This is a genomic window from Corallococcus sp. 4LFB, from assembly GCF_046520365.1.
Lineage (GTDB): Bacteria > Myxococcota > Myxococcia > Myxococcales > Myxococcaceae > Corallococcus > Corallococcus caeni.
Genome location: NZ_JBKGHJ010000259.1, coordinates 1 through 11,949, shown reverse-complemented (window position 1 = coordinate 11,949; position 11,949 = coordinate 1). Strand labels below are relative to the sequence as shown.

At 69.9% G+C, this 11,949-nt stretch carries 12 protein-coding genes and 1 pseudogene; 7 read left to right on the top strand and 6 right to left on the bottom strand.

Annotated features, from left to right (window positions below; translation table 11 throughout):
- Positions 1-621: pseudogene (locus tag ACLEQD_RS25180) on the top strand (sulfatase); the annotation flags it as partial.
- Complete coding sequence (locus ACLEQD_RS25175; protein WP_410387426.1) at positions 611-979, top strand: PaaI family thioesterase; 369 nt, start codon at positions 611-613, stop codon at positions 977-979. The pseudogene ACLEQD_RS25180 and the gene ACLEQD_RS25175, both read left to right, overlap by 11 nt.
- A gap of 85 nt (positions 980-1,064) precedes the next feature.
- Here ACLEQD_RS25175 and ACLEQD_RS25170 read toward each other — a convergent pair whose 3' ends face one another.
- Positions 1,065-1,628, bottom strand: a complete 564-nt coding sequence (locus ACLEQD_RS25170; RefSeq protein WP_171420001.1) for an NADH-quinone oxidoreductase subunit B — start codon at positions 1,626-1,628, stop codon at positions 1,065-1,067.
- Positions 1,629-1,637: 9 nt separating this feature from the next.
- The gene (locus ACLEQD_RS25165; RefSeq protein ID WP_014398096.1) at positions 1,638-2,006 is read right to left on the bottom strand and encodes an NADH-quinone oxidoreductase subunit A; all 369 of its coding nucleotides are present in this window, start codon (positions 2,004-2,006) and stop codon (positions 1,638-1,640) included.
- A gap of 284 nt (positions 2,007-2,290) precedes the next feature.
- On the opposite strand from ACLEQD_RS25165, the gene ACLEQD_RS25160 reads away from it, so the two are divergent.
- Positions 2,291-3,835 carry a methyl-accepting chemotaxis protein gene (locus ACLEQD_RS25160; protein WP_410387424.1) on the top strand — a complete coding sequence of 515 codons (1,545 nt, stop codon included), beginning with the start codon at positions 2,291-2,293 and terminating at the stop codon, positions 3,833-3,835.
- 12 nt (positions 3,836-3,847) lie between these two features.
- On the opposite strand, the gene ACLEQD_RS25155 is transcribed toward ACLEQD_RS25160, so the two are convergent.
- Positions 3,848-4,678, bottom strand: coding sequence for a PHP domain-containing protein (locus ACLEQD_RS25155; RefSeq protein WP_410387422.1), 831 nt, complete (start codon positions 4,676-4,678; stop codon positions 3,848-3,850).
- A gap of 196 nt (positions 4,679-4,874) precedes the next feature.
- Between ACLEQD_RS25155 and ACLEQD_RS25150 the strand changes: the two genes are divergently transcribed.
- The 3 genes from ACLEQD_RS25150 to ACLEQD_RS25140 all read left to right on the top strand — a co-directional run bounded on the left by ACLEQD_RS25150 (position 4,875) and on the right by ACLEQD_RS25140 (position 7,225).
- Positions 4,875-6,098 carry a deoxyhypusine synthase family protein gene (locus tag ACLEQD_RS25150; protein WP_410387420.1) on the top strand — a complete coding sequence of 408 codons (1,224 nt, stop codon included), beginning with the start codon at positions 4,875-4,877 and terminating at the stop codon, positions 6,096-6,098.
- A 47-nt stretch (positions 6,099-6,145) separates the two neighbouring features.
- Positions 6,146-6,574 carry an OsmC family protein gene (locus ACLEQD_RS25145; protein WP_410387418.1) on the top strand — a complete coding sequence of 143 codons (429 nt, stop codon included), beginning with the start codon at positions 6,146-6,148 and terminating at the stop codon, positions 6,572-6,574.
- A 123-nt stretch (positions 6,575-6,697) separates the two neighbouring features.
- Entirely contained in the window at positions 6,698-7,225 is a 528-nt protein-coding gene (locus ACLEQD_RS25140; protein ID WP_410387416.1) for a hypothetical protein, read from the top strand.
- Positions 7,226-7,234: 9 nt separating this feature from the next.
- Here the strand turns inward: ACLEQD_RS25140 and speA are convergent, their stop codons facing one another.
- The gene (gene speA / locus ACLEQD_RS25135; RefSeq protein ID WP_410387414.1) at positions 7,235-9,241 is read right to left on the bottom strand and encodes a biosynthetic arginine decarboxylase; all 2,007 of its coding nucleotides are present in this window, start codon (positions 9,239-9,241) and stop codon (positions 7,235-7,237) included.
- A 235-nt stretch (positions 9,242-9,476) separates the two neighbouring features.
- Here speA and clpX point away from each other — a divergent pair, with 235 nt between their 5' ends.
- Entirely contained in the window at positions 9,477-10,553 is a 1,077-nt protein-coding gene (gene clpX / locus ACLEQD_RS25130; RefSeq protein ID WP_410387412.1) for an ATP-dependent Clp protease ATP-binding subunit ClpX, read from the top strand.
- On the opposite strand, the gene ACLEQD_RS25125 is transcribed toward clpX, so the two are convergent.
- Both ACLEQD_RS25125 and ACLEQD_RS25120 read right to left on the bottom strand, forming a co-directional pair.
- Positions 10,543-11,307, bottom strand: coding sequence for a CvpA family protein (locus tag ACLEQD_RS25125; protein ID WP_410387410.1), 765 nt, complete (start codon positions 11,305-11,307; stop codon positions 10,543-10,545). The two genes, clpX and ACLEQD_RS25125, sit on opposite strands and share 11 nt — an antisense overlap.
- A 21-nt stretch (positions 11,308-11,328) precedes the next feature.
- Positions 11,329-11,949 (bottom strand): DnaJ domain-containing protein (locus tag ACLEQD_RS25120; RefSeq protein WP_410387408.1); only part of this gene is annotated, 621 nt, incomplete at its 5' end.

The window sequence follows — 11,949 nt, the reverse complement described above, 5'->3', positions numbered from 1 at the left end:
GTGAAGCCGCCCGGCGGCCGGGGCGTGGGCCCGGCGCGGGTGGACGCGCTGGCGCGGCTGGTGGACGTGGGCCCCACGCTGCTGGAGCTGTCCGGCCTGTCCGCGCTGCCGGAGACGGACGGCGCGTCGCTCGGGCCGCTGTTGCGTGGCGAAGGCCGTCCGCTGGCGCCGCTGTACGCGGAGACGGGCTACACGCACGTGAGCCCGGAGGTCTTCGACCCGGGCCACTGGCCGGGCGCGCCGCGCACCTTCGACGCCTACCGCCTGCGCCCGGACGGCGTGGTGGAGATGGGCGACGCCGCGGACGCGGCGGTGCTGCGCGAGAAGGACACCGGCGCCTTCGACGGGCAGCGCTGGGTGGTGGACCGGCCGCAGGCGGACGGGAGCGTGCGGCGCACCTGCTCGGGGGACTGTGAAGGGGCGGACGCGCGAGCGCTGGCGGACTGGCTGGATGACGCTCGGGAGCGCGCGCCGGAGTCCGCCTCACGTAGAGTCGCCGGCCATGTCGACGACCGAAACAGCCCCCGGCCTCCAGGAAACGTACGCCCCCCACAACGCCTGCTTCGGGTGTGGCCCGGCCAACCCGAAGGGGCTGCGCATCCGCAGCCGCGTGGAGGGTGACCTCGTCGTCGCGGACTGGACGCCCGAGGAGCACCACCAGGCGTTCCCGGGCGTGCTCAACGGGGGCATCATCGGCGCGCTGCTGGACTGCCACTGCAACTGGACGGCGGCGTACCACCTGATGAAGGCGCAGGGCACGGCCACGCCGCCGTGCACCGTCACCGCCGACTACGCCATCGTGCTCAAGCGCCCCACGCCCATGGGCCCCGTGCACCTGTCCGCGAAGCCGGTGGACATCCAGGGGGACCGCGTCGTCGTGGAGGGCACCCTCACCGCGGAGAACGGCAAGGTGACGGCCACCTGCCGGGGCACCTTCGTCGCGGTGAAGGAAGGCCACCCCGCGTACCACCGCTGGTAGGGGCCAGGAACGCCTCGGGCCCCGTCACCGGCCTCTTCGTGAGAGGCGGCGCGGGGCCCGTGCGGTGAAGCAGCAGCGCTCCGGACTACTTGCCGGCGGCGAGCATGCGGGCGTGGTGCTCCGCCGTCTCGTTGGGCTGGCCGGGGTCGCGCAGCCGGTGCACCTGGTTGCCGATCTTGTCCTGCAGCAGCATCAGGCCGTCCAGCACCTGCTCCGGACGCGGCGGGCAGCCGGGGATGTAGACGTCCACCGGGATGATGCGGTCGATGCCCTGGAGCACCGCGTAGTTGTCGTAGAAGCCGCCCGACGACGCGCACACGCCGAAGGCCACGACCCACTTGGGCTCGGTCATCTGCTCGTAGACGCGCTTGAGGATGGGGGCCTGCTTCAGGTTGATGGTGCCCACCACCATCAGCAGGTCCGCCTGGCGCGGCGAGAAGCGGGGGAACTCCGCGCCGAAGCGCGAGATGTCGTGCCGGCTGGCGGCCACGGACATGTACTCCATGCCGCAGCACGCGGTGGCGTACGGGTAGGTGAACAGCGAGTACTTGCGGGCCCAGCCCAGGCCCTTGGACACCAGCTTCTGGAAGAAGCCCATGGCTTCGTCCCGGCGGGTGGTCATGATCGGAGCGATGTCGGTGTCAGCCATGGCGTAGTCTCAGCTCTCCCAGTCGAGAGCGCCCTTCTTCCAGACATAGATAAGGCCCACGACCAGGGTCGACGCGAAAACCAGCATCTCCACGTAGCCGAACCAGCCGAGCGCCTGGAAGTTCACCGCCCAGGGGTACAGGAACACCGCTTCCACGTCGAACACGATGAAGAGCAGCGCGATGACGTAGAACTTCACGGCGAAGCGCTGGCGAGCGGGGCCGCTCGACTCGGAGCCTGCTTCGAAGGGGGCCGACTTGGTGCTGCTCGGGCGCTTGGGGCCCAGCCGGGTGGTGACCTGGGGGATGATCATCCCGAGGACGCCGGCCAGCAGGAGCACCACCGCCATCGGCAGGTACGGTGCGAGGGGTGTAGTCATCGGGCGCGGACCCTAACGACACCGCTGGCGTCGTGTCAAAGGGAAACACCCCCGCCCCGGGCCCGCCAACCCCTTGAGAAGACGGCCGAAATGCCGGGCCCATCAGGTCCCTTCATCCGGCTGGCCCGCCCCGCCCGGACGCCTGCCGGTGCGGGGGGGCTGGATCATCCCGTGCGCCTGGCCGCCCGAGCTCCCCGGGCCGGTTTGACGCTGTGGGGAGCGCACGCCTAGCGTCAGCGGGCTGTCCCGTGGTTTTTGCGCTCATCGCCTGGGGAGTCGTCGACATGTGGGGCCGGCTGACCTTGCGGATGCAGGTGGCGATCGCGGTGCTGCTCCCGTGCCTCGCGGTGGTGTTCTTCAGCGGGGCGTACTTCCCCGCCCGCCAGGAGGCCGCGGGCATGGAGGTCCTGGCCGGGCGGGCCATGACGCTGGGGACGCTGGTGGTGCGCCACCCCGCGCTCGCGCTGCCGGACACCGCGCCGGACGCCCGCATGCGGCGCGAGGAGGTGTTCTCCCAGGTGGAGTCCGGTGGCTTCACGCTGAACTTCCAGGAGCTGACCCGCGCGGACGGCACCGTGATCGCCGCGCGGGGCCGGGTGCCGGAGGGGCCGCCCCAGCCGGCCCAGCTCACGCCGGGCGCATGCACGGTGGCGCGGCTCCGTGAGGAGGTCGCCGTGCGCTGCGAGAGCGACGGCCGCGTGTACCGCGCGGGCTTCGGCACCCACGAGGTGAAGGCCGCGCTGGCGGCGACGGAGGGCTATTCGCTCATGGGCTACCTGGGCGCCGCGGTGCTGGGCCTGGGGCTGGCGGTCATCATCAGCCGCGCCATCGCGGACCCCGTGTCGCGCGTCACGCAGGTGGCGCGCGAGGTGGCCCGGGGCGACGTGTTCCGGGGCGAGCTGGACGTGTCCGCCGCCGGCGAGGTGCGGCAGATGGCCACCTCCTTCAACGAGATGCTGGGCACGCTGCGCTCCACGGTGATGGAGCTCGTCACGCGCACCGAGCAGCTGTCCAGCGCGTCGCGCGGCCTGATGGGCGCCTCCGCGGATCAGGAGCACGTCATCAGCCAGCAGGCCGCGTACGCGCAGCAGATCGCCGCCACGTTCGAGGAGCTCTCCCGCACCGCCGAGCAGATCTCCTCCTCCACGGAGGTGGTGGAGTCCAGCGCGCGGCGCACCCACGACGCGGTGGCGGAGGCCATGGCGGTGGTGGCGCAGGTGGTGGGCGGCATCAACGACATCCGCACGGAGTCCAAGGGCGTGGCGGACGCCATCGTGGGGCTGAACAAGGACCTGCAGCAGGTGTCGAAGATCGCCCAGGTCATCAACCAGGTGGCGGAGCGCAGCGACCTCCTGGCGCTCAACGCGGCGCTGGAGGGCACCAAGGCGGGCGACGTGGGCCGGGGCTTCTCCCTGGTGGCCGCGGAGATGCGCAAGCTGGCGGAGAACGTGTCCGCGTCCGCGCGAGACATCGCCCGCATCGTGGAGAAGGTGCAGGACTCCGGCGAGGAGGCCGCGTCCAAGGCCCGCGTGGGCATGGCCACGAGCGACCGCGGGGTGGAGGTGGCCGAGCAGGCCTCCGCCGTCTTCCTGCGCATCGTGGAATTGGCGCGCGGCACCAGCGAGGCGGCGCGGCAGATCACCATCGCCACCCGCCAGCAGCGTCAGTCCAGCGAGCAGGCCGTGCAGGGCGCCCGCAACGTGGCGGACCTGGTGAAGCAGGGCGTGGACGCCACCGGCCGCACCACCCGCATCGCCCAGGACCTCCAGTCCGTGGCCGAAGGGCTCACCGCCGTCACGAGCCGCTTCAAGGCCCAGCCGCGGTCCTGACGCCGGTTCTGATCAGGCGGGCCGCGACGACGGGGCGCGGGCGCGCAGCTTCTGGAACTGCTCCAGGGGCATGGCCGCGACGCCCAGGCGGTGGTCGGGCGCCACCGCCTCGCCGTGGAAGTCGCTGCCGAAGGTGGGCACCAGGTCGAACTCCGCCGCGAGCGCCAGGTACTTCTGCCGCACGGTGGGGTTGTGGTCCACGCCGAGCACCTCCAGGCCGGACAGCCCGGCCTTCGCCAGCGCTTGAATCTCCGGGCGCTCCATCTTGGAGGAGCCGGGGTGGGCGAGCGTCGCGGTGCCGCCCGCGTTGCGGATGAGCCGGATGGCCTCCGCGCCGTCCAGCTTGAAGCGCTCCACCCACGCCGCGCGGCCCGTGCCCAGGAAGCGGTCGAACGCGGCCTTCATGTCCAGGCACCAGCCCTGCTCCACCAGCACCCGCGCCAGGTGGGGCCGCCCCAGCTGCGCGTCCCCGGCCACCTTGCGCACCTGCTCCATGCGCACCGGGAAGCCCAGGTTGCGCAGGCGAGCCACCATCGCCTCCATGCGCCGGGTGCGCTCGTCCCGCAGCCGGTCCGCGAAGCGCGCCAGGTCCGGGTCCTCCGGGCGCAGGAAGTGGCCCAGGATGTGGGCCTCCTTGCCGTAGACGAAGGCGGACAGCTCGATGCCGGGGACGAGCTCCAGGCCGTGGGCGAGGGCCGCCTGCCTTGCCTCGTGGAGCCCCGCCACCGTGTCGTGGTCCGTCACGGCCAGGACGGTGACGCCCGCGGCGGCGGCGCGCGCCACCAGCTCCGAGGGCGGGTACTGGCCGTCACTGGCGGTGGTGTGCGAATGCAGGTCGATCACGGCGGTGGGACCCTCCGGAGGGCGGCGAGGGGGGCACTCTTACGCCATGTCCCCATGGGAAGGGGCCGGAAGAGCGGGCCCTGTGTGAATCCGCACGGCACGGGGTTTCTTCCTGTCGGGTGGAGGCCCCTTGGGGAGGGACGGGGCTGAAGGCGGGCCTCCCCTTGGCAGGCAGGCGGTGTTAGATCGCCGCGCCATGGCCAAGACCCCGACCCCGAAGAAGTCCTCCCTTCGCGCCGCCTACGCGAACGCGCGCAAGGCGGATCCTCGCCCCATCACCGGCAAGGAGAAGCCGGCGGAGCTGCTCGCGCACGCGTTCAGCGCCTACGTGGGCCGGCAGGAGCGCACCGCGTTCGAGCTGATGCAGCAGTCCGTGCAGCAGGACGCGTCCATCTTCCTCACGCTGTCGGGCGCCATGACGCCCGCGGGCCTGCACCAGTCCTGCCTCATCCCGCTGGTGGAGAAGGGCATCATCTCCGCCATCACCACCACGGGCGCCAACCTCTACCACGACGCCCACCGCATCATCGGCCACGGCATCCGCGAGGTGAACCCCAACGCGGGCGACCTCCAGTACCGCCTGGCGCGCATCATCCGCATCTACGACCTGGGCTTCTGGGAGGAGGCGCTGCTCGACACCGACCGCCTCTTCTCCGCCATCCTCCGCCAGCCGGAGTTCCAGAAGAAGATGACCACCCCGGAGTTCCACTACCTCCTGGGCAAGGCCATCCACGGCATCGAGAAGCAGCTGGGCGTCAAGCAGCCGTCGCTCCTGTCCACCTGCTACAAGCACGGCGTCCCCATCTGGGTGGGCGCCGTGCAGGACGGCTCCATCTTCCTCAACGTCGTGAAGCTCAAGCGCCTCCTGGGGGATGAGTTCAAGTTCGAGCTCGACATCAACGACGACGTCTACTCCATGGCCGCGATGCAGCACTACTGCCGCCACCACGGCAGCGGGAAGCTGGCCATCTGGATTTTGGGCGGCGGCGTGCCCAAGAACTACACGCTCCAGGGCGAGCCGCTGCTGGATCAAATCCTCAACGTCCCCACGTCGGGCTTCGACATCGACGTGCAGTTCTGCGTGGACCCGGTGGACAACGGCGCGCTGTCCAGCTGCCCGGCCGGTGAGGGCCACACCTGGGGCAAGGTGTCCGTGGAGGCGGTGGAGACCGGCTCCATGTACGTGCACTGCGACGTGACGGCGGTGTTCCCGTGGCTCACGCACGCGCTGTTCAGCGAGCCCAAGAACAAGCGCAAGCCCATGCGCCTGATGGACAAGATGGGCGACGCGGTGAAGTTCCTGGACGCGGACGTCAAGAAGCGCAGCAAGTCGCTGATGAAGACGCTGGACTGGAGCGTCGAGGACGCCGAGCCCTCCTCCGAACAGGACGCGAAGGCCCACGACAGCTTCGTGCGTTAGACGGCAGTCCTTTCCTTTCCCAGGCTCGAAGTCCCAAGGAGACGGTGATGGCCCAGCAGCCCGCGACCGGTGTGGTGATGTCCCTGGTGAGTGCTCCCCAGCTGAAGACGCAGGTGACGCACGGCCCGTCCGGCGCGACGCTGCCCACGGAGGCGCCGAAGGACAACGGCGGCACCGGCGGCAGCTTCTCCCCCACGGACCTGGTGGCCACGGCGCTGGCGTCCTGTGCCGTGACGACCATGCACCTGGTGGCCGGCAAGGAGGGCATCACCCTGGGCGAGGTCCGCGCGACGGTGGAGAAGCGGATGACCCCGCCGCCGCGCAAGATTGGTGAGCTGGTGCTGTCCATCCTGATGCCTTCCGGCCTCACGCAGGATCAGCGCGCCATGCTGGAGAAGATCGCCCACGAGTGTCCCGTGGCGCGCAGCCTCCACCCGGACGTGAAGGTGACGGCGTCGTTCGGCTATCCGGACTGAAGCAGCCGGACCGGGGCTCGGAAGGACGCCTGCCCTCCGAGCCCCGCTGACCGCGTGCGGCAAGCGGGCGCCGTGCCCACCCTCGAGAGGTTCGTTCGACGCCTCGGGGGAGGGGTATCCGGCATGAATGTGAAGCGACTGGGCATCTACTTGAACGACCACCTGCTGGGCGCCACCGTGGGCCTGGATCTCGCGAAGCGGACGGAGCGCGAGAACCGCAGCAACCCGGTGGGGCAGTACCTGGCCACGCTCGTCCCCCTGCTGGAGCAGGACCGCGCCACCCTGCTGACGGTCATGGCCGCGCTGGAGGTGCGCGTGGATCCGCTGAAGGTGGGCGGCGCGTGGCTGACGGAGAAGCTGTCGCGCCTGAAGCTCAACGGCTCCCTGCTGCGCTACTCGCCCTTGAGCCGGCTGGTGGAGCTGGAGGGGCTGTGCGTGGGCTCCCACGGGCGCGTGTCCCTGTGGAACAGCCTGGCGCGGATTGCCCCGAAGGAGCCGCGGCTGGCGAAGTTCGACTTCGCCTTCCTCTCCGAGCGCGCCGACGGGCAGCTGGAGACGCTCCAGACGCTGCGGCTGCGCGCGACGGACGCCGCGTTCAGCGACACCTCCGTCGAGACCGGCGAGCAGGCGCCGGTCCCGACGGAAGCGTAGTCAGGGCCTTCAGGTCCCCGAGGGGGAGACGGGGCTGCGCGCCCCGTTCTCCGGCCCGGGCAGCAGGCGCAGCTGGCTGGCGGAGGTGAACGTCGCGTCCACCTCCCGCTCCAGGTACGTGTAGCCGGACAGGCCGTCCTCGTAGACGCGCAGCAGGTTGCGCGACTCGTCCAGGGTGATGCGCCCCTGGCGCAGCGCCAGCTCCGTGAACTTGCGCAGCTTCGCGACCAGGTCGTCCTTGTTGTAGCTCACGTAGTTGAGCACTTCCGTCACCGTGTCCCCGGCGACGACGTGGTCGATGAGGTAGCCGCCGCCCGGCGCCAGCGACACCTGCACCGTGTGCGTGTCCCCGAAGAGGTTGTGCAGGTCGCCCAGGATCTCCTGGTACGCGCCGACGAGGAAGATGCCCAGGTAGTAGTCGTCGCTGTTGAGCGCGTGCAGCTCCAGCGCGTCCTTCACCTCGCGCTTGTCGATGAAGTGCTCGATCTTCCCGTCCGAGTCGCAGGTGATGTCCGCCAGCGTCGCGCGCCGGGTCGGCTTCTCCGCCAGGCGGTGGATGGGCATCATCGGGAAGAGCTGATCAATGGCCCACGAGTCCGGCAGCGACTGGAACACGGAGAAGTTGCAGAAGTACGTGTCCGACAGCTGCTTCTCCAGCGCCTCCAGCTCCTCCGGAATCTCCCCGGCCTCGCGCGCCACGCGCAAAATCTTGTGGCAGATGGCCCAGTAGAGGTTCTCCGCCGCCACGCGCTGCTCCAGCGACAGGTGGCCCAGGGAGAACAGCTGGAGGCTCTCCTCCTTGGCGTCCTGGGCGTCGTGGAAGGCCTCGATGACGTTCTTGTTCGTGACCTCGCGGAACGTCGAATAGAGGTTGCGCACCACGGAGGGCGCCTTGTCGTCCACCTTTTCGGGCGTCTGCGACGGGTCGAACTCGCTGGTGCCCAGCACGTCCACCACCAGCACGGCGTGGTGCGCGACGACGGCGCGGCCGGACTCGGAGACGAGCGTGGGGTGCGGCACGCCCGCGCGGTCGCACGCCTCCATCACGCCGAAGACGACGTCGTTGGCGTACTCCTCCGTCGTGTAGTTCATGGAGGAGGCGAAGTTCGTCTGGGAGCCGTCGTAGTCCACGCCCAGGCCGCCGCCCACGTCCAGGTACTTCAGCGGCGCGCCCTGGCGGGCCACCTCCACGTAGAAGCAGCCCACCTCGCGCAGCGCGTTCTTCACGTTGCGGATGTTGGAGATCTGGCTGCCCAGGTGGAAGTGCAGCAGCTCGAAGGAGGCCAGCAGGCCCGCGTCCTTCATGAAGCCGATGCAGTTCATCAGCTCCGACGAGGACAGGCCGAACTTGGAGCGGTCGCCTCCGGACGCCTCCCACTTGCCGGCGCCGCGCGTGGACAGCTTCACGCGCATGCCCAGCCGCGGGGTGATGCCGGTGCGGCGGGCCACCTCCGCGATGAGGGGCAGCTCGCTGGGCTTCTCCACCACCAGGATGACGTTGCGGCCCAGGCGCGAGTAGAAGAGCGCCGTCTCGATGTACTCCTCGTCCTTGTAGCCGTTGCAGATGACGAGCGCGTCCTCGCTGTCCAGGAGCGCCATCACCGCGAGCAGCTCCGGCTTGCTGCCGGCCTCCAGGCCGTAGGTGTGCTCCTTGCCCGCCTCGATGATGGTCTCCACCACGTAGCGGTGCTGGTTCACCTTGATGGGGTACACGCCCCGGTACAGGCCCTTGTAGCCCTGATCCGCGATGGCCTTCTTGAACGCGTTGTTCAGGTGCACCACGCGGTGGCGCAGCACGTCCGTGAAGCGCAGGAGCAGCGGCAGGCCGATGCCCCGGCGGCGGACCTCGTCCACCAGCTCCTTGAGGTCCATGCTCGGAGCGGCGGGCCCGTCCGGGTGGACGCACACGTGGCCCTTGTCGTTGATGCCGAAGTAGGGCGAGCCCCAGTTGCGGATGCCGTACAGCTCATGGGCATCGGCCAGGGTCCAGCGGTGCTGAGGGGAGGGAGCGGCCATCGTTGTTTCGTGCCTCCGGTGGAGCGCGCGGCGGGGGGTGGAAACTCCCATGAACAGGGGAGGGGGCCGGACTATCGGAAACGTCCCGGGCATTCAATAGCCGCCTGTTCGAGGAGCAGACAGGCGAGCAGGGGCCCCGTTCGGGGGTCTGGCCCTGGTGGGCCGGTCAGCATCCAATTCCTACCCTTCTACCCAGGAAGCGCAGGGAGGCCGAGTGGAGAGAAGGGGAGGGTACATGGAGTCGTCCGCACGCAGGGAAGAGGCAGCGCCACTGACCCCGCGGGAGATCTTCGAGCGGCTGGATCGCTACGTCATCGGACAGGAAGCCGCGAAGCGGGCGGTGGCCATCGCCGCGCACAACCACCTCAAGCGCATCCAGGCGCGGCGGATGCGCCGGCAGTCCCTCATCAAGAAGTCCAACATCCTGCTCATCGGTCCCACGGGCAGCGGCAAGACGCACATCGCGCGCAACCTGGCGGAGATCCTCCAGGTCCCGTTCACCACCGTGGACGCCACCGAGTACACGGAGGCGGGCTACTACGGGAAGGACGTGGAGGTGATGGTGTCCGACCTGCTCTTCAAGGCGAACCACTCCGTGGAGGACACGCAGCGGGGCATCATCTTCATCGACGAGGTGGACAAGATCGCCCGCCGCACGCAAGGGGCGCGCAACGGCGCGGGCAGCCGCGACATCGGCGGTGAGGGCGTGCAGCAGTCGCTGCTGAAGCTGCTGGAGGGGCGCGAGGTGCACGTGCCCATGAACGTGACGCAGGCGTGGAACAAGAGCGACTTCGTGCAGGTGGACACGCGCGACATCCTCTTCATCTGCGCGGGCACGTTCAGCGACCTGCACGACTTCGGCGACGACGGCGGCCGGGCCATGGGCTTCGGCGCGGACGCGCTCACGGCGAAGCGCAAGGAGAAGCGCATCTCCACGAAGCAGCTGGTGGACTTCGGGATGATGGCGGAGTTCCTGGGCCGCATGCCGGTGATGGTGCAGCTGGAGCGCCTGGCGGAACCCGACCTGCTGCGAGTCCTCACCGAGCCGCCGGATGCCATCACCCGGGAGTTCAAGGAGCTGCTGTCGCTGGATGAGATTGAGCTGGAGTTCCCGGAGAGCGGGCTGCGGGAGGTGGTGCGCTACTCCATGTCGCGCGGGCTGGGCGCGCGCGGCCTGCGCTCCATCCTGGAGCACGTGATGTCGGACGTGATGTTCGAGGCGCCGGAGCGGCGGCACCGCCAGGTGACGGTGGACGGGGAGTTCGTGAAGGCCCGGCTCGCGAGCCTGGACGACGTGGAGCTCAACGCCTAGCGGGAGCCGGCCGTTCGGAGGCCCGGGCGGCGGCGCCCAGCCGTGCCGCCGCCTGCGGATCCTGGATGAGCTGGAGCACCACGTCGTTGCGCAACAGGGCCTGCGTGTCGCCGCGCTCCAGCGCGTCCCGCAGGCCCTGGTGTGACAGCGCGACCTGGAAGCGCGGGTCCTTGCGCAGGGCCTTGAAGGCCGGGTCGTCCTGGAGCTTCTTCGCCTTGGCGGGGTCGTGGGTGGCCTGGGCCACGCGGACCAGGTCCTCCAGCGGGGCGAACTGGGTCAGCTCGAAGAGGTTGAAGCGGCGGGACAGCTCGAAGGACAGGGAGTCCTTCGGGGCCACGCCCCAGCGCTTGCCGGCGATGACGACGTGCTGCTCCATGAAGGTGAGCGCGCTCAGGCAGACCCAGAACAGGGCCGCCATCTTCCCGCCGCCGAGGATGAAGCCCAGCGTGCGGTCCATGCCGCGCTCCTCCGCGTTCTTGCCGGAGAGGAAGCGCAGGAGCAGCGCGCCCAGGGCGTAGCGCACGGTGAGCCACGTCACGACGAAGAGGAGCACCGTGCTGAAGAGCGTGCCGATGAGCAGCGGCGAGCCCAGCGCGACGGCGAGCTTGGGGCCGGCGAGGGGCGCGAGCTTGCGGGAGACGAAGTAGCCCGCCGCGAGCCCCACGGAGTTGGCCACCTGCCGGGCGGCGCCGGAGAGGGCGCCGAGGATGCCGAAGAACAGCACCATGCCCAGGAGGATGAGGTCGATGACCATGTCGGGGGCTCCTGGGGGCCGCTAGCGGATCTTGAACGAGGAGTCGCCCTTGGACTTGTCCGAGGTCTGCTTCTGGGCCTCCGCGAGGGCTTCCTTGTAGCGGGCGTTGGAGGGCTCGTAGGTGAGCGCCATCTTGAGGTTGCGCTCCGCGGCGGACGGGTTGCCGGACTCCAGGTCCTTCTGGGCCTGCGCGTAGAACTGGCGGCCCTTGGGGTGGGTGCCGATCTGCTCTTCCTGTTCCTTCTTCGCGGCGGCCTTGGTTTCGGACTCGGAGGCGTCGGTGAAGCGCAGCTTCTGCGCGCGGTCCGGGCCCGCGATGTCGGTGAGGTACTTCTTGCGCTTGGTGTCGTCGCGCAGGACGTAATAGGCCTCGGTGACGCGCTTGTAGAGCTCGTTCACCTGGTCCTTGAGGGCCTTGGATTCCAGTTGGAAGAAGCGGTCCGGGTGGTAGACGCGGCTCTCCCGGTAGAAGGCCTTCTTGATGTCGCCGGGCGCGGCGGTGCGCTCCAGGCTGAGCAGCTCGAAGTAGTCCAGCTGGTCGAGCTTCGCGCAGCGGGACTCCAGGTCCACGAGCTGCTCCGGGCTGAGGGCCGGGCCCTCGGAGGACGGCGGCGGCGGGGGCACGCTGGCGGCGGCGGGAGG